Genomic DNA, 17,479 nt, shown 5'->3' on the forward strand with positions numbered 1-17,479 from the left:
CTCACCGTGGAAGAGAGGTCGCAGAGGGAAATAGTCGAAAGCCTTCGGTTATCTTAAGCCAGCATCCCCAGCGGGTTCTCGCAAAGCTCTTTAAATACCTTCATCAATTGTGCGCCGTCGGCTCCGTCAATCGCACGGTGATCGAAGCTACCGGTTGCGCTCATGATCGTGGCGATTTGCAGGCTGTCATCGATGACATGCGGGCGTTTCTGCCCTGCGCCAATGGCCATGATCATGGCTTGCGGCGGGTTGATCACTGCATCGAAATTCTTGATCCCGAACATGCCCATGTTGGAAATGCTGGCGGTGCCACCCTGATATTCGTGCATCTTGAGCTTGCCGGCCTTGGCGCGCTCGGCAAGGTCTTTCATCTCGGTCGAGATAGCACTCAGCGCTTTCGTGTCTGCTCCAGTGACAATCGGAGTGATCAAACCGCCCTCGATGCTGACAGCCACCGAGATATCGGCGCGTTCAAACGTCTTCAACTGGTCGCCTTCGATCGAGACATTGCACTTTGGCACTTGCATCAAGGAGACGGCGAGCGCTTTGATCAGCAGATCATTGACCGACAGCTTGATTCCGCGCGGTTCCAGCGTCTTGTTGAGCTCGCCCCGCAGCTTGAGCAGCTTGTCGAGCTGGATATCCACGGTGAGATAGATATGCGGAATTGTCTGCTTGGCTTCGGTCAGGCGGCGCGCAATGGTCTTGCGCATGCCCGAGAGTTTTTCCGTGCTGTGCGGGATGTCGAAATCGCCGGATGCAGGTTTTGCCGCTGGGGCTGCTGTTGGCGCTGCGACGGGGGCCGGGGCAGCTGCTTCGCTTTTTACCGGTGCAGTTCCGCCTTCCGCTCCATCAATATCCGCTTTTACAATCCGTCCGCCAGGGCCCGAACCGGCAACCGTGGCCAGATCAACGCCCTTTTGCTCCGCCAGACGCCGCGCAAGCGGACTGGCTTTCAAGCGGCCATCGTTAGACGCCGGGTTGCTTTTAGGTGCCGAGGGCGCTTTTGGCGCTGGCGTCTCAGCTACCGGCTCTTTCGGGGCGATCGGTTCCGCTGCTTGTTTTGCCTTGGGGGTAGGAGCGGCTCCAGCATCGCCTACATCTTCGCCTTCTTCGGCGATAATTGCGATGACGTCACCGACCTTCACATTGTCAGTGCCCTCGGCAACAACGATTTTGGCAATGATGCCTTCGTCAATCGCTTCGAATTCCATTGTGGCCTTGTCGGTTTCAATCTCTGCCAACAAATCGCCAGAGGATACGCTGTCACCCTCCTTCACCAGCCATTTAGAAAGCGTCCCTTCCTCCATCGTGGGGGAGAGCGCTGGCATTTGAAGGTTGATGGGCATAGCCGGTGATCTTTCCTGATATAGTCCTATTATCTGCTCAAGCTGTCCAACATTGCGACAATATCGTCAAGGGCAGTTGCTTGCCTTGTAGGCAATTTTATCGCAACAAGCATCTATAACGGGGCTAGGAGGGTTCATGCGCACGTATCTGGTGGTGATTGACGAGACGGATGAGGCGAGCGTAGCATTGCGCTTTGCTTCCCGACGAGCGATGAAAACAAACAGCGCTCTGCACATTCTGGCGCTGGTGGAAAGCGAAGGATTCGTTGCTTGGGGCGGCGTTCAGGCCACGCTTGAAGAAGAATCGAAAAACCGTGCTGAAGCTTTGGTGTCCAGTGCCGCGGGAACTTTGTTCGACGAAACCGGCATCCGCCCATCCATTACCGTCAGGCAGGGCAAAGGAAATAAAGTTGTCCGGAAGGTGATGGATGAAGTGGACGGACTAGCCGCCCTTGTGCTTGGCGCAGCAGCGAGCGGCGCGCCCGGCCCGATGGTCAGTCACTTTGCTGCAACCGAAGCCGGCACTCTGCCCTGCCCGGTAATGGTGGTCCCGGGATCCTTGTCCAAAGAAGAAATTGATCGGTTAAGCTAAGGATCAGTCGGCACATTATCGGATATTACTTCCGGCGGACTTTAGTCTTGCCCTTGTTTTTGCTTTTGCCACCGCGAATATTTGGTGGACGACCGTCTTTGCCTTTGCGATGGGGTTTGCCCTTGCCGCGGCGATAGGGCGCGGGACGGCTTCCCATATGATTGGCGCCTTCGGCCAATTCAAAGAGCAGGCTTCCGGTTGCGGCATTGGCCTCGACAAGACGCAGTTCGATCTTCTGGCCGATATTGTAGCTGGTGCCGCTGTCCATGCCGGTCAGCTGCTGCTTTGACTCATCATAGTCAAAACGTTCCGCGCCCAATGTCCGCACCGGCACAAGGCCGTCGCCACCCAGTTCCTCGACCGTTGCGAAGAAACCAAAATTCTGGACACCGGTGATCCGGCATTTGACAACTTCGCCGATACGGTCCGCCAAATGGGCAGAAATATAGCGGTCAACGGTTTCCCATTCCGCTTTCATCGCGCGGCGTTCCAGCTTGGAAATTTTTTCCGAGATCAGTTCCAGCCGGGCGCCCTCCTCTTTGCTCAAACCGGAAAGCTCGGGTATCTCGCTATTATCCGGAGCCGGCTGCTCCAGCTTGCAGGCGCTTACCAGAGCACGGTGCACGATCAGATCGGCATAGCGCCGTATCGGACTGGTGAAATGGGCATAGCTGCCCAGCGACAGACCGAAATGACCCAAATTGGTGTGACCATAATAGGCCTGTGTCTGGCTTCGCAAAATTTGTTCCATGACCAGCGGCAACATCAATTCATCATCGATCTGGGCGATCAGATTGTTGAACACCGAAGGCTTTATCACCTGCCCCATGGCAAAACTGATATCGAAGGTTTTGAGATAGTCTTTCAGCGCGATCAATTTTTCGCGTGATGGCATTTCATGGGTGCGATAAATTACCGGTGATTTCTTGGATTCCAGCATTTTTGCCGCAGCGACATTGGCGCAAATCATAAAATCTTCGACGACCCGATGTGCATCCAGTCGTTCGCGAATGGCAATTTCTTTGATACGGCCCTGGTCGTCTAGAACGACGCGTTTTTCGGGAAGGTCAAGATTGAGCGGTTCCCGCTGGTCACGTGCTTTCGCGAGCAACTTCCAGCAAGCCCAGAGCGGCTCCAGAACCGACGCCTTCAACGGATGATCAAGCTTGCCATCAATTGCCGCCTGTGCGTCTTCATAGGCAATGTTGCCGGCCAATTTTACGATGGCGCGGGTGAACCGGGTCTTGGTCACTTGCCCCTTGGCATCGATTGTCAGGTGACAGGCCAAGGCTGCGCGTTCCACATCCTGCTTAAGCGAGCAGACATCGGTCGACAGCGCTTCCGGAAGCATCGGAACAACCCTGTCCGGGAAATAGACGCTGTTGCCGCGTTTATAGGCTTCTTTGTCGAGCTTGCTGCCCGGACGGACGTAGAAGGACACGTCAGCTATGGCGACAATCGCCTTGAAACCGCCCTTGTTGTCAGGATTGTCGTCTGGCTCGGCCCAGATTGCATCATCATGATCACGCGCATCGGCCGGATCAATAGCGACGATGGGAACCTGGCGCAGATCTTCACGCTGTTCTTTTGACAATGGCAGCTTGGTAGCCCGCTCGGCTTCACTGGTGACAGCATCCGGGAAGTGCAGCGGTATTTCAAACTTGTGGATAGCGATCAGGCTGAATGATTTGGGGGCAAACGGGTCGCCCAATATATCCTTCACCCGCGCTTTTATCTCGGACCCACGTTTGACCGGCTCGGCGAGCACAAGATTGCCTGGCTCGGCTTCACCCAAATCAATGATGGCGGTGCTGCGGCGGATTTTGCGATCGACGGGTTTCAACCAATAGCGGTCGCGTTCGTCTTTCTCCACCACGCCCATCAGCATTTCGCTGCTCTGGGCGAGCTTCTTCATCAGAAAGGCAATATAGCCCTGCCCGCGTTCTTCGGTGCGCGCCAGAATACGGTCGCCGATCGCCAAAGCGGCACGCCGGCCTTTTTCCTTTATTCTGATCTTTGGAGCAGGAGCGCTTTCGGCTTCCCAGCGTTCGGGTATGCCAATTGCTTCATTGCCGTCAATTTCAACAATTTTGAGCACGGTCACTTTCGGAACGCCACCCATTTTATGGAAAGCGCGCCCCGGTGTGCTATCGATCAAACCTTCATCCGCCATGTCCTTGAGCAACGCTTTGAGCGCAATTTTGTCAGACCCTCGCAATCCGAAAGCCTTGGCTATCTCTCGCTTGCCGACTTGTTGATCGGACCGCTCAATGAGATCCATGATCTGTTTGCGAGTCGGAACCTGCTTTGGTTTGTGAGGCTTTCTGCGGCCTGCCATCAATAAGCTTTGCCGATGATGATCCGCTCCTCCGCTGGCTTGCCGGTGAAGATGCACACGCCAACCACAGCGGTTGCGTTAACAGGCACATTTCGGAAGGTCAGTTTGAGCTTCTTGAGACGCTCTTCAATGGCTTCGAGTTCATCACCCGTCGCCTTGCACCATTGCACTTCCAGCCATCCCGGATATTTCTTATTCTCTTTGTAGAAACGCTCAACGTCCGACCATTCTGTAAAACCACGTGTGATATTGGCCTGCAGGCGCGTATCGGCCTCGGCGTGCAGTTTTGTCTGGATATCGGCCAGCAATCCCGGAATTTCCGGAATAAACTCGTCTTTGGTCAGAAATTTGGTGTTGAGCTTTCCATTCTCCTGGTAGAGATCATCCCGGCGGACCATGGCAACTTTGCCTTCGGCCATATCCCGTGGACCAATTTCAAGCACGATCGGCGCGCCCTTCTTGATCCATGACCAGCGCTTCACCTGTGTCTTGGCGCCGCTAATATCAAGCTTCACGCGCACCGGTTCGTCAAAGGCTCTGAGCTTCGCGACATCCTTCGCCAGAGCCTTGCAATAGTCCAGGACAGCTTCGTCTTCCGGTTTGTCGCGCAACATCGGCACAATCACCACCTGATAGGGTGCGATCAGCGGGGGAACGCGCATACCGTCATCATCACCATGGGTCATGATGATTCCGCCGATCATCCGGGTCGATGTGCCCCAGCTGGTCGTATAGGCAAATTGAAATTCGCCATCCTTGTCCTGATAGCGGATATTCTGGGCTTTGCTGAACGTTTGGCCGAGGAAGTGGCTGGTGCCAGCTTGTAGCGCCTTGCCATCCTGCATCATCGCTTCGATCGAATAGGTCGCATCCGCACCCGGAAAGCGTTCATTCTCCGGCTTCTCGCCAGCGACAACCGGCATTGCGAGAACATCTTCCGAAAAACTGCGATAGAGTTCGAGAATGTCGAGCGTCTCTTCCATCGCTTCTGCCTTTGTGGCGTGGGCGGTGTGCCCTTCCTGCCAAAGAAACTCGGTGGTCCGCAGGAACATTCTGGTCCGCATTTCCCAGCGCACCACATTGGCCCACTGGTTGATCATCACCGGAAGATCGCGCCAGCTTTGTACCCAGCGGGCAAAGGCTGTGCCGATCACGGTCTCGGACGTCGGCCGCACGACAAGCGGCTCTTCAAGTTTTGCATCGGGATCTACGACCAGTCCGCCATCGGGACCTTTTTTCAACCGGTGATGCGTGACAACCGCCATTTCTTTGGCAAAGCCGTCCACATGTTCCGCTTCTTTCTCAAAATAGCTGAGGGGAATGAACAACGGGAAATAGCAATTTTCATGGCCGGCAGCCTTGATTCGCTGATCCATCAAAAATTGCACACGTTCCCAAATTCCATAGCCCCATGGCCGCATGATCATGCTGCCCCGGACTCCGGATTCCTCGGCCATATCAGCTTCCGTGACAACTTGCTGATACCATCCCGAGAAATCATCTTCACGGGTGATTGAAAGTGCATTTTTCTTCACTGGTTTTTCCTGCGGATTATGATGTTCCGGCTATCAATCGTCGAGCCGGTCAATTTTGGATTGAATATCGGCCAATTGCTTTTTCAGCTCCATGATCTCGACATCTTTTTCGGATAGTTCTTCTTCGTCCTCATCAGCGTCATCAGCCTCATTCTGATCATTTTGGCCAAGGCTCAAAGCCTTTTCAAATACACCAGCAAGCGGGCTCGCCTTCAAAGCATTCTCGACAGTTTCCTGAAACTGTTTTTGATTTTTGACCGCCATCTGGCCCAACGGATTCTTGTTCAGTGCGCCTTCAACAGCTTCTTGAAACTGTTTCTGGTTTTTCCGAAAATTATCCATCGATGCTTCCAGATAGGAAGGCATCAAGGACTGCATGCTGTTGCCATACATCGAGATCAGCTGTCGTAAGAAATTCACCGGCAGCATATGTTTGCCGTTGCTTTCCTCGTCGACGATGATCTGAGTCAAAACATTGTGCGTTATGTCGTCACCCGACTTCGCATCGACAACGATAAAATCCTCGTCATTGCGGGTCATCTCGGCCAGAAAATCAAGCGTGATATAGCTGGATGTCTGGGTATTATAAAGACGCCGATTGGCATATTTTTTTATGACAATCGGACCATCTTGAATCTTCTTTTTCGACTTGGCCATATTTGCTCCCAATATGCTAGATATGCAGATGGTCGTCAAAAGCCCCTGTCCATCACATATCCAAATGTTGCACTAGCACTAAACCTATTTGTGCATTGCCGCAACTTCTCTCGTAATGCAGCATTTTTGTGCAGCATTTTTATTTTGTGCAAGTGCGTCAAATGGGATATTTAATGCGGAATTATGTCCATTCACGGGGGAGCCGATTGCCCAGGCCGGTGATCAATTCATATTGCGAAAGAGAGGATTGTGCAGATGCCGTCTGAAGATCATATTCGCAATCCACCCAGTCCTCCTCTTTCAGCGCGGGTGCATGCGAAAGATCAATCGCGATCAAGTCCATCGAAACGCGACCTAGCACGGGCAGCCGGGCACCTTGATATGTAAAGACGCCGCTGTTGGAAAAGCCGCGCAAATAACCGTCTGCATAGCCCATAGCCAAGGTGGCTATGTCATGCGCATGGTCTGCAACATATTGCGCATTATATCCGACCTTGTCTCCGGGTTGCAGAGAGCGGACTTGAAGAATTTCCGCCTGTGGTATGGCGACCTGTTGTATCAGCGCTTTCAGTTCTGGACGTTGAACACCGCCATAAAGCGACAGGCCGGGTCGGGTAACGTCGAAATGATATGCACTGCCAAGCGCGATGCCTGCACTGTTCGCCAGACTGTTGCGCTGACTGGGCACGGTTTCCAGCGCTGCTTTGTAGCAAGCCAATTGATCTTCGTTCTGGACCACATCTTCATCGGCTGAGGCAAGATGACTCATTGCCAGGTCAATTGACATGCCAGTGAACAATTCGGCATCCAGATCGTCGCGATTAATCCCCAGCCGGTTCATACCGCTGTTGATCATGACATCACAGGTCTTGCCAGATGGCTTCCAGCGCCCAAGCTGCTCCAGGCTATTGATCACGGGCTTTGCCGCAGACTGGAGTGCAAAGAGCATGTCTTGCTCGCGAACGCCGTTGAGCACCGACACAGCCGCTACACCAGCGGTCAAATCTTCAATTTCTAAGGCTTCTTGCCAGTTGGCGACAAAAAAGTCTCTGCATCCAGCAACAACCAGTTTTTGGACCACGTCTCTAACGCCTAGTCCATAGGCATTGGCTTTGACCGCAGCTCCGGCTTGCGCATTACCGGACAAGCGATCCAGGTTGCGCCAATTGGCAACCAACGCATTTGCATCGAGTTTTACCTTCGCCGTCGCGGGTATAATCTGATTTCTGTCATCCATGGACAGATCGATAGAATTTTTACGACTGTTCGTCGAGAGCCGCTTCTGGATCGCTGGGAATGCCCCACCACGCCACGATAACCCCAAAGGCAACGACAACCCAAGTATACCAGAGACCAGCGTAAATATCGCCGGATCGCGCAACAATATATCCCGCTATCAAAGGCAAGAAACCGCCCAGATAACCCGCCCCGATATGATAAGGTATCGACATTGAACTGTAGCGGATTTTGGCCGGGAACATCTCCGACAAAAGCGCTGCAACCGAACCATAGGTCAAGGCGCTCAACCCGCCGAGAACCAGCAAAATCGCAACGATACCCAATAGGCTAATCATGCTCGGCTGCTGTTTGGCAAAATCAAAACCATATTCTGCCAACGACGATTTAATACCGCTACTGCGGGCCGCGCCATCTCTGAACCATTCGGGATTTATGGTGATCGCATTGCCACCCGCGCTGAGGCTTAATGCACTGGCATCCGTCAGCGTGTATTCAACACCCGCCGAGGTCAAAGTTTCCAGAATTTTACCGCAATCGCTCTGCTCGCGACTAAACAATTCGGCAAAGGGATCCGTGCTGCAGGCACTGCCCTCTACCCGCACAGGGTTTGCCTTGGCTGCTTCCGTCAAGCCGGGATTGGCGAGTTGTCCCAATCCCCAAAAGGCCGGAAACAACAAGAGCAAGGTAAGCAGCGCGCCTACGATGATGGGTTTCTTGCGCCCGACTCTATCCGACCATTTTCCGACCATGAGATAGAATGCCATCGCTATCAAACCGGACACAAATAATATGATGTCCACGGTTCCCGCTTCCATGTTCATCGGCCCGCGGAGGAAGGACATTCCCGAGAAAAAGGCAGTGTACCAGATGGTCGTCAACACGCCGGTAATCCCGAACAGAGCTACAAAGATACGCTTCTTGTTACCCGGATAGGTAAAGCTCTCGACAAAGGGATTGCCGGCGGTTTCGCCCGCGGCTTTCATTGCTTGAAAGACAGGGCTTTCATTGAGTTTCAACCGCATCCAAAGCGAGATAGCTAGAAGGATGATGGACAGCAGGAAGGGTATCCGCCAGCCCCAATCGTTAAACGCCTGTTCCGGAATCAGGAAACGGCAGGCCAATATAACCCCGATCGACAGGACAAATCCGCCGGCAACGCTCGCCTGGATGTAGCTGGTATAATATCCGCGCTTCTCGGTGGGAGCATGTTCCGCGACATATATGGCTGCGCCGCCATATTCGCCGCCGAGGGCTAGGCCCTGCAATATTCGAAGGAATATAACAATCAGGGGCGCTGCCAATCCAATCGTTTCGGCGCTCGGAATAAAACCGACGCCCGCTGTGGCAATGCCCATCAAGGTCACAGTGACAAGAAATGTATATTTCCGGCCCAGCTTGTCGCCCAGAAAACCAAAGAGAATGGCGCCAACAGGTCGAAAACCGAACCCGATGGCGAAGGTTGCCCATACCATCAAAATTTCAAGTGTTGGATTTCCGCTTGGGAAAAACGTTGGCCCGATGATGTAGAAGAGGGTCCCGTAAATGAAGAAATCATACCATTCGAAGATGGTGCCAGCCGACGACGCCCCTATGACCAGACGGATTTCCTTCTGCGTCGGTTCCCGTTGTCCTGCAATTGCGGCTTCACTGGCCATAATATGCCCTCCCCAAGGCGATCTTCTATTCTAGTTCGAGAATTACTGCATCGACAGCAAGGCTATCGCCTTGCGCAGCCTCGACCGATTTCACCACACCATTTTTCTCGGCGCGGAGAATATTTTCCATTTTCATGGCCTCCACAACCGCCAGCGGTTGTCCTTCAACAACTGTGTCCCCTTCGCCTACGTGCAGAGCGACCAACAGGCCAGGCATAGGGCAAAGTAGATATTTGGATAGATCGGGTGGAATCTTCTCGATCATATGAACGGCATGTTCCGCGACATGAGCCGGCAATATGCGGGCTTTGTGAGTGGCGCCATGGCTGTTCAACGCGAACCCGTCCGCGGTTTTTTCAATTTTGACCGATAGCGGCTTGCCAGCCACTTCAGCCAGGATCAGACTGTCGCCCGGCGTATATTCAGCAGACAAATCGACCTGAGCGCCATCGACCGTAATTTCCTCTTCGGATACAGATACGGCCATGATTTTGTCACCAATTTTGACCTGCCATTCCGATGGCGGATCCAGTCGTTTTCCGAGTTGGTTGTCGACGCGACGTGCCCGGTCTGCGTGGGCAGTCGCGGCGAACGCACCAACGGCCGCGAAATTGCTGAGCAATGCGTCAGCAGCCGGAGCGCCCTGAAATCCGTCCGGATATTCTTCGGCGATAAAGTTGGTGGTTATATTGCCTTCGCGAAACCGTTCGTGCTGCATCAGAGCGGAAAGGAAGTCGATATTATGTCCGGGGCCTTGCAGTTCAAAGCGATTGAGTGCGTCAATCTGACGGTCAATGGCTTCGATGCGGGTTTCGCCATAGGTGATCAGCTTGGCAATCATCGGATCGTAGAAGATAGAAACTTCGCCGCCCTCGGCGACGCCATCGTCCACGCGGATGCCCTCTTCGGCTTCTGGTGGCCGGTATTTTACCAAACGCCCCGTCGACGGCAGAAAACCGCGATAAGGGTCTTCCGCGTAAACCCGGTTTTCCACCGCCCAGCCCGTGAGAGTCACTTCATCCTGCGTGAGGGGAAGTTTCTCGCCATAAGCAACGCGGATCATCTGTTCTACAAGATCGAGGCCGGTGATATATTCGGTGACCGGATGTTCAACCTGCAGACGGGTGTTCATTTCTAGGAAATAGAAGCTTTTGTCCGCTCCGACGATCAGTTCGACCGTACCGGCGCTGTGATAGTCCACTGCCTGAGACAGAGCGACCGCTTGCTCGCCCATCTTCTTGCGCATTTCTGGGTCGACAAAAGGCGATGGTGCTTCTTCGACAACCTTCTGGTGGCGCCGTTGGATCGAACATTCGCGTTCGCCCAGATAGATTACATTACCATGCTTGTCGCCAAGCACCTGAATCTCGATATGGCGCGGCTGTTCGATGAATTTCTCGATAAACACGCGGTCATCGCCAAAGCTGGCAAGGCCTTCGCGCTTGGTCGCTTCAAAGCCTTCGCGGACATCATTTTCATTCCAGGCAAGCCGCATACCCTTGCCGCCGCCGCCGGCGCTGGCCTTCATCATCACCGGATAACCGATCTCGCCGGAAATCTTTACCGCATGTTCGGTGTCGTCAATTTCGCCGATATGGCCCGGAACCACGCTGACTCCTGCCTTTTCGGCAAGTTTCTTGGACTCGATCTTGTCGCCCATCGCCGCAATCGCGTTTGGCGGTGGTCCGATGAAGGCGACGCCATGCTCTGCCAGTTGCTCTGGAAAGCTGGTTCGCTCCGAGAGGAAGCCATAGCCCGGATGGACCGCTTCAGCGCCGGTTTCTTTGCACGCCGCGATGATCTTGTCCGCGATTAGATAGGATTCCGCCGCCGGTGAAGGACCGATGTGCACCGCTTCATCCGCCATTTTGACATGGGGGCTGCGCGCATCAGCATCGGAATAGACAGCAACCGTCTTGATACCCATTTTCTGGGCGGTGCGGATGACCCGACAAGCGATTTCGCCACGGTTGGCGATGAGGATTTTTTTGAACATTAATTTGGCTCAATCATTTTCTGAAGTTGATCGGTTCTTTGTTTCGTAAGGTTCGTTCTGCAATCATTGTAAATTAGGGGGCGAATAGAACCGCCGCGATATGCGTCGGCTACGGCGTCGCAATGTCTGTCTTTAAAGGCAATCCAGGCCCGTTGTGATTTCAACAGGATTTCGAAATAGCCGCCTTTGACTCCGTTTTTCAGAGCGGATTCATCGTTAGATTTTTTATGGGCCGCAACTTTGCTCCATTGTTCGTTCAGAGCTTTGTCGGCCACTTCAAATTCCTGCCTAGAACAGATGTTCATGTCCAATTGCGTCACTGGATCTTCGCAATCCAATTGTGGTTGCATCATCAACAATATTGGCAGCAAAATCACTCAGCGGCCTCCAACACATCATCCCGCTGCTCGGCTTCCATCGGGACAAGCCCTAGCTTTGCAAACATCTCCTCATCGGCATCATCACCCGCATTCCCGGTGGTCAGCAATTTGTCGCCGGTGAAAATGCTGTTGGCGCCAGCGAGGAAACACAAAGCCTGCGTGCTTTCGCTCATGCTCTCGCGGCCAGCGGATAGCCGGACCATCGATGCGGGCATGGTGATCCGTGCCACCGCGATCGTGCGAACAAATTCGATATCGTCGATCTTCGCCAATGGTGTGTCGGCGAGCATGTCTCCGAGCACCGTGCCCTTGACCGGGACAAGTGCATTGACCGGTACGCTTTCCGGATGTTTCGGCAAGGTCGCCAAGGCATGGACAAAGCCGACCCGGTCTTCCCGGGTCTCGCCCATACCGACAATGCCGCCGGAGCAGACATTGATGCCGCTGTTGCGGACATTTTCCAAGGTTTCCAGCCGGTCTTCGAAGGTGCGGGTCGTGATGACCTTCTCATAATGTTCCGGCGAGGTGTCGATATTGTGGTTATAATAGTCCAGACCCGCATCGGCGAGCATTTTGGACTGTTTCTCGGACAACATGCCCAAGGTCATGCAGGTTTCCATGCCCATTTGCCGGACGCCCTGGACCATTTCGATAATCGCCGGCATGTCCCGGTCTTTGGGGTTGCGCCATGCTGCGCCCATGCAAAAGCGTGATGAACCGCGATCTTTGGCTTGTGCGGCCGTCTGCAACACGGTGCGGACGTCAAGCAACTTCTCCGCCTTCAAGCCCGACTTCGCGCCGGCAGACTGGTTGCAATAGCCGCAATCTTCCGGGCAGCCACCGGTTTTGATGGAGAGCAGGGTCGAAAGCTGCACCTCGCCAGCTTTATGGTTGGCGCGGTGGACTGTAGCGGCCTGAAACACCAGATCGTCAAACGGCAAATCGAACAGCGCCGCGATTTCTTCGCGGGTCCAGTCTTGTCTTACTTCAGTCATTTCACTTGGCAATTCAACGTTCATTCGGCGGCTTCCTCTTCGGGCGGCATATTATGCCCCAGCAATCTCAATATGTCGGCGGCACATTCCACAATATTGCTGCCCGGTCCATAGATTCCGACAACACCGCTTTTGCGCAGGAATTCATAATCCTTCGCCGGGATAACGCCGCCGGCAAAAATCTTGATATCGCCCCGGCCAGCCTCTTTCAAAAGGTCGATCAATTCAGGAATTAATGTCTTATGTCCTGCAGCCAGGCTAGAGGCGCCAACTGCATCGACATTTTCCGACAGAGCCAGATCACGGGTTTCAGCCGGAGTCTGGAACAACGGCCCGGATATCACATCAAAACCCATATCGGTAAAGGCGCTGGACACGACATTGGCGCCGCGGTCATGACCGTCCTGCCCCATTTTTGCGACGAGGATCTTGGGCTTGCGACCAAGACGCTGCGACACTGCATCCACACCGTCAACGACAAGAGCATATTTCGGATCACCGGCATAGGCCGCGCCGTAAATGCCCTTTACCGGGGTTGGACGGGTCTCATAACGTCCGAAAACTTTCTCCATGGCGTCTGAAATCTCGCCAAGCGACGCCCGTTCGCGCGCCGCATCAACCGCCAAGGCCAGCACATTGCCGCCTGATTTCGCACCCTCGGTAAGCGCCGCAAGCGCCCTCTGACAGGCTGCTTCGTCACGATCTGCACGCATCTTCTCGAGCCGCCGGATCTGACCGTCACGCACCATCGCATTGTCGATATCCAGTGTTTCCATCGCCGCTTCTTCTTCAAGACGATATTTGTTCACACCGACAATGACCGCATCGCCCTTGTCCACTGCGGCCTGACGACCGGCGGCGGCTTCTTCGATCATCGCTTTGGGCCAGCCATCGGCAACCGCTTTCGCCATGCCGCCTTCGGAACCAACCCGTTCGATTATCTCCCATGCTTTCTCGACCAGTTCATCGGTCAGCGCTTCGACATAATAGCTACCACCTAGGGGATCGACGACCTTGGTTATGCCAGCCTCTTCCTGCAGCACGATCTGTGTGTTCCGCGCGATACGGGCGGAAAAGTCGGTTGGCAGTGCAATGGCTTCGTCTAGCGCATTGGTGTGCAGCGATTGTGTGCCGCCCAAAGTGGCGGCCATGGCTTCAATCGTGGTCCGGATCACATTATTGTAGGGATCCTGCTCTGTCAGCGACACGCCAGACGTCTGGCAATGGGTGCGCAGCATTTTGGAACGTTCGGATTGCGCGCCGAGGTCGGTCATCACCCGGTGCCACAACGTCCGAGCAGCCCGCAACTTGGCAACTTCCATGAAGAAGTTCATACCTATTCCGAAGAAAAAGCTCAAACGTCCTGCAAAAGCGTCAATATCCAGGCCAGTTTCCATGGCTTGCTTGGCATATTCCCTGCCATCGGCAATGGTGAAGGCCAGTTCCTGCACGGCCGTCGCGCCGGCTTCGTGCATATGATAGCCGGAGATCGAGATGCTGTTGAACTTCGGCATATGCTCGGAAGTATAGCCGATAATATCGGAAATGATCCGCATGGAAGGCGCTGGCGGATAGATATAGGTGTTCCGGACCATGAACTCCTTCAAAATGTCATTCTGAATGGTTCCAGCAAGCTTTTCCTGAGCAACGCCCTGCTCTTCCGCCGCAACGATATAAAAGGCCAGACACGGGATCACTGCGCCGTTCATCGTCATCGACACCGACATTTCGTCGAGCGGGATCTGGTCAAACAGGATTTTCATATCCTCGACGCTGTCGATCGCCACGCCAGCCTTGCCGACATCGCCAACCACTCGGGGGTGATCGCTGTCATAGCCGCGGTGCGTCGCCAGATCGAAGGCTACCGAAAGGCCTTTTTGCCCCGCCGCGAGATTTCGACGATAAAAAGCATTGGATTCTTCAGCAGTAGAGAAACCCGCATATTGTCGGATCGTCCAGGGCCGACCGGCATACATAGACGCCTTGACGCCACGGGTGAACGGACCAAAGCCGGGCAGCCCCGGATCGCCTGCGTCATCAGCAGTATATAGCGGTTTTACGGCAATGCCTTCGGGCGTTTCCCATGTCAGGTCACGGCCTTTGACTTCCTTATTGGCCAGCTCTTGCCAATCATTTACTGTCGGTTTCTCAGTCATATCAGTCCCAAAATTCGTCGTGTCAAAGCGCTTTTGACAGCGATAGCCGTTTCTCTGGTGCGCGAAACGCCATCCAGAATAATTTCCGGATGGCGATCACAATGGCTTATTCGCCTCTAAATTCGGCTTTCCGCTTCTGCAGAAACGAAATAGCTCCTTCGCGGGCATCTTTGCTGTCGCCGGCAATCCGTTGGCCTTCGGCTTCACGGACCAGAGCAGATGCATAATCGCTTTCCAGAGCCGCTGCCAAATTCTGGCGCATAACGCCAAGTGCAACCGTAGGGCCGCCCGCCAGACGCTTGGCCAGCGCTTTCGCTTCATCCATCAAAACATCATCTTCGACACATTTGTAGATCAGCCCCCAGTCAGCCGCCTTTTCGCCGAAAATTTTCTCGCCCAGCAACATCATTTCGGTTGCCCGTGCCTTGCCGACCAGGCGGGTGAGCATCCAGGATGCGCCGCCGTCTGGTACGAGGCCGATATTGACGAACGCTTGCAGGAAATAGGCGGATTTTCCGGCAATCGCAAAGTCGCTGGCAAGGGCGATCGAGCAACCGACACCAGCTGCCGGGCCATTAACCGCTGTAATTGTAGGAATGTTGAGCTTGGCAAGCTTCAGCATCAGCGGGTTATAATGTTGGTTCAATGCAGCATAGCTGCCCTGCCCGCCCGTTGTAGCGCTATCGCTTTTCGCCTGAAGATCGGCACCCGCGCAAAAGGCGCGGCCTTCACCTGTCATCACCAAGGCACGGGCATCACCCAAAACGTCTAGCGCCGTGAATATATCATCCGCCATCGGCAGCGAGCAGGCGTTGAGACGCTCTGGCTTGTTGAGAGTGATGGTGGCCACCTGATCGGTGATATCCAGCTTGATGTTCTCGAATTCCATATTTTGTCCTTTTGAATAGTTCATCATTCTGAACCAGGTTCAGGATGATGGCAGCGGCATTAATGCGCTATAGGCGTTTCCATAATCTCGGTTAGCATCCCGCCCATGTCCTTGGGATGCACAAAAAAGATAAGTGTTCCGTGCGCGCCGATGCGCGGTTCGCCCAAAACGCGCTTGCCCATGGCTTCAAATTCGGCCTTGGCGGCGTGAATTTCAGGCACTTCGAAACAGATATGATGCTGCCCGCCCAACGGGTTTTTGCCCAAAAAACCATGGATTGGACTATCTTCGCCCAAAGGTTCTATCAATTCAATCTGCGTGCCGTTGGTGGGGCCTTCGGCCGGCGTATCCACGAAACAGACCTTCACGCCCTGAGCGGGCAGATCAAACGGCTCGCAAATCGATGTAGCTCCCATGACATCACGCCAGTGGGCGATGCTGTCGGTGATCGATGGCGTCACGACGCCAATGTGATTCAGACGACCTAATTTCATCAGACAATCTCATATATTAGGGTTGAAATTAGCAAGATAGCAAAAATGCCTGTGATGGCGACGTCCCATCGATACCATCTTTGCAGCTTCTCGGGGTCGGTCTCACGATCAATCTCGAAAAATGCGCTCGCATAGTATCTATATGTTGGAACCTTTCGCAAATATGCTGAATGGTTGACAAGCACAAAAAAACCGAAGGCAAATTGCCAGTTTTCCCTGAAAAGATGCCAGACGTCTGTCATTCGTTCGCCTCGGCTCCGTGCGGAAAAAATCTATGGACCAGCGGTGCGATACCCGCGCCCACAAGTACGCCCAATATCCCAGACAAAAGGGCAAACGCGATGCCACCAACTGTCATCTCCGCCGACTCTGGGAATAGCCCGAGCAGCGGATGGGAAATTATCTCGATAAGATGCTCTGGCCCATGCCAACCGACCGCCGCGATATTATGTACCAGCAAGCCGCCTCCAACCCAGGCCATGGCCAAGGTCCCGACTATCGATAATGTGGTCAGCAATTTCGGCATGAAGGCCACCAATCCGCGACCGAAGGCTGCCACAACGCCTTCATTCTCTGTGGCGAGATGCAAGCCGACATCATCCATCTTAACAATAAGAGCGACTGCGCCATAAACGCCGACGGTTATAACGATACCGATAACCGCCAAGATGATCCCCTGCTGCCACCAGACCTCATCGGTGATTTCAGACAAGGCGATCGCCATAATCTCTGCAGACAGGATCAAATCGGTGCGGATGGCACCGGAAACCATTTCCTCCTCGCGGCCATGTCCTTCGACAATGGCAGGCTCGTCATGTTTGGTGGTCTCGTCTACATGCAGCCATTCGAGCACCTTTTCTGCTGCTTCATAACAGAGAAAAAGCCCGCCCAATATCAGGATGATCGGGATTAAAAATGGTGCGAACTGGCCGAGTAAGACCGCTGCGGGCAGCAGGAAGATCAACTTGTTCTTGAATGACCCCTTTGCGATTTTCCAGATCATCGGCAGTTCGCGCGATGGATGGAAACCGGTCACATATTGCGGGGTGACCGCGGCATCGTCGATAACCACGCCAGCCGATTTTGTACCGGCACGCGCAGCGGCGACACCGATATCGTCAAGCGATGCGGCTGCGACTTTCGCAATGGCTGCAACGTCGTCGAGGAGAGCTACTAATCCTGTTGGCATGATGGCTCCGTGTCA

14 protein-coding genes are annotated in these 17,479 nt (G+C 54.0%); 1 reads left to right on the plus strand and 13 read right to left on the minus strand.

Features of this window, described 5'->3' with window-relative positions:
• Nucleotides 1–53: 53 nt before the first annotated feature.
• Nucleotides 54–1,349, minus strand: coding sequence for a pyruvate dehydrogenase complex dihydrolipoamide acetyltransferase (locus tag ABJV08_RS11365; RefSeq protein ID WP_348036813.1), 1,296 nt, complete (start codon nucleotides 1,347–1,349; stop codon nucleotides 54–56).
• A 136-nt stretch (nucleotides 1,350–1,485) separates the two neighbouring features.
• On the opposite strand from ABJV08_RS11365, the gene ABJV08_RS11370 reads away from it, so the two are divergent.
• Nucleotides 1,486–1,941, plus strand: a complete 456-nt coding sequence (locus ABJV08_RS11370; protein WP_348036811.1) for a universal stress protein — start codon at nucleotides 1,486–1,488, stop codon at nucleotides 1,939–1,941.
• Nucleotides 1,942–1,966: 25 nt separating this feature from the next.
• On the opposite strand, the gene rnr is transcribed toward ABJV08_RS11370, so the two are convergent.
• The 12 genes from rnr to ABJV08_RS11430 form a co-directional block, all read right to left on the minus strand.
• Entirely contained in the window at nucleotides 1,967–4,279 is a 2,313-nt protein-coding gene (gene rnr, locus ABJV08_RS11375; RefSeq protein ID WP_348036809.1) for a ribonuclease R, read from the minus strand.
• On the minus strand, nucleotides 4,279–5,814 hold the full coding sequence (gene proS / locus ABJV08_RS11380) for a proline--tRNA ligase (RefSeq protein ID WP_348036807.1): 1,536 nt from the start codon (nucleotides 5,812–5,814) through the stop codon (nucleotides 4,279–4,281). Before proS ends, rnr begins: the two co-directional genes overlap by 1 nt.
• Nucleotides 5,815–5,847: 33 nt before the next feature.
• Nucleotides 5,848–6,471, minus strand: coding sequence for a polyhydroxyalkanoate synthesis repressor PhaR (phaR, locus tag ABJV08_RS11385; RefSeq protein ID WP_348036805.1), 624 nt, complete (start codon nucleotides 6,469–6,471; stop codon nucleotides 5,848–5,850).
• A gap of 181 nt (nucleotides 6,472–6,652) precedes the next feature.
• Entirely contained in the window at nucleotides 6,653–7,708 is a 1,056-nt protein-coding gene (gene alr, locus ABJV08_RS11390; protein ID WP_348036803.1) for an alanine racemase, read from the minus strand.
• A 19-nt stretch (nucleotides 7,709–7,727) separates the two neighbouring features.
• Nucleotides 7,728–9,365 carry an MFS transporter gene (locus ABJV08_RS11395; protein WP_348036801.1) on the minus strand — a complete coding sequence of 546 codons (1,638 nt, stop codon included), beginning with the start codon at nucleotides 9,363–9,365 and terminating at the stop codon, nucleotides 7,728–7,730.
• 25 nt (nucleotides 9,366–9,390) lie between these two features.
• The gene (locus ABJV08_RS11400; RefSeq protein WP_348036799.1) at nucleotides 9,391–11,361 is read right to left on the minus strand and encodes an acetyl/propionyl/methylcrotonyl-CoA carboxylase subunit alpha; all 1,971 of its coding nucleotides are present in this window, start codon (nucleotides 11,359–11,361) and stop codon (nucleotides 9,391–9,393) included.
• The gene (locus tag ABJV08_RS11405) at nucleotides 11,361–11,714 is read right to left on the minus strand and encodes a lysozyme inhibitor LprI family protein (RefSeq protein WP_348036797.1); all 354 of its coding nucleotides are present in this window, start codon (nucleotides 11,712–11,714) and stop codon (nucleotides 11,361–11,363) included. Before ABJV08_RS11405 ends, ABJV08_RS11400 begins: the two co-directional genes overlap by 1 nt.
• Before the next feature lie 20 nt (nucleotides 11,715–11,734).
• Nucleotides 11,735–12,760: a biotin synthase BioB gene (gene bioB, locus ABJV08_RS11410; RefSeq protein WP_348036795.1), complete on the minus strand. Its 1,026-nt coding sequence runs from the start codon at nucleotides 12,758–12,760 to the stop codon at nucleotides 11,735–11,737.
• Nucleotides 12,757–14,892 carry a methylmalonyl-CoA mutase gene (gene scpA, locus ABJV08_RS11415; protein WP_348036793.1) on the minus strand — a complete coding sequence of 712 codons (2,136 nt, stop codon included), beginning with the start codon at nucleotides 14,890–14,892 and terminating at the stop codon, nucleotides 12,757–12,759. The genes bioB and scpA overlap by 4 nt, the downstream gene beginning before the upstream one ends.
• 106 nt (nucleotides 14,893–14,998) lie before the next feature.
• The gene (locus ABJV08_RS11420; RefSeq protein WP_348036791.1) at nucleotides 14,999–15,781 is read right to left on the minus strand and encodes an enoyl-CoA hydratase-related protein; all 783 of its coding nucleotides are present in this window, start codon (nucleotides 15,779–15,781) and stop codon (nucleotides 14,999–15,001) included.
• 59 nt (nucleotides 15,782–15,840) lie between these two features.
• Complete coding sequence (gene mce / locus ABJV08_RS11425) at nucleotides 15,841–16,275, minus strand: methylmalonyl-CoA epimerase (protein WP_348036789.1); 435 nt, start codon at nucleotides 16,273–16,275, stop codon at nucleotides 15,841–15,843.
• Nucleotides 16,276–16,513: 238 nt separating this feature from the next.
• A complete protein-coding gene (locus ABJV08_RS11430) occupies nucleotides 16,514–17,464 on the minus strand; it encodes a DUF808 domain-containing protein (protein ID WP_348036787.1) in 951 nt (316 codons plus the stop codon).
• Nucleotides 17,465–17,479: the final 15 nt, after the last annotated feature.

This window comes from Parasphingorhabdus sp., assembly GCF_039982395.1.
Classification (GTDB): Bacteria; Pseudomonadota; Alphaproteobacteria; order Sphingomonadales; family Sphingomonadaceae; genus Parasphingorhabdus.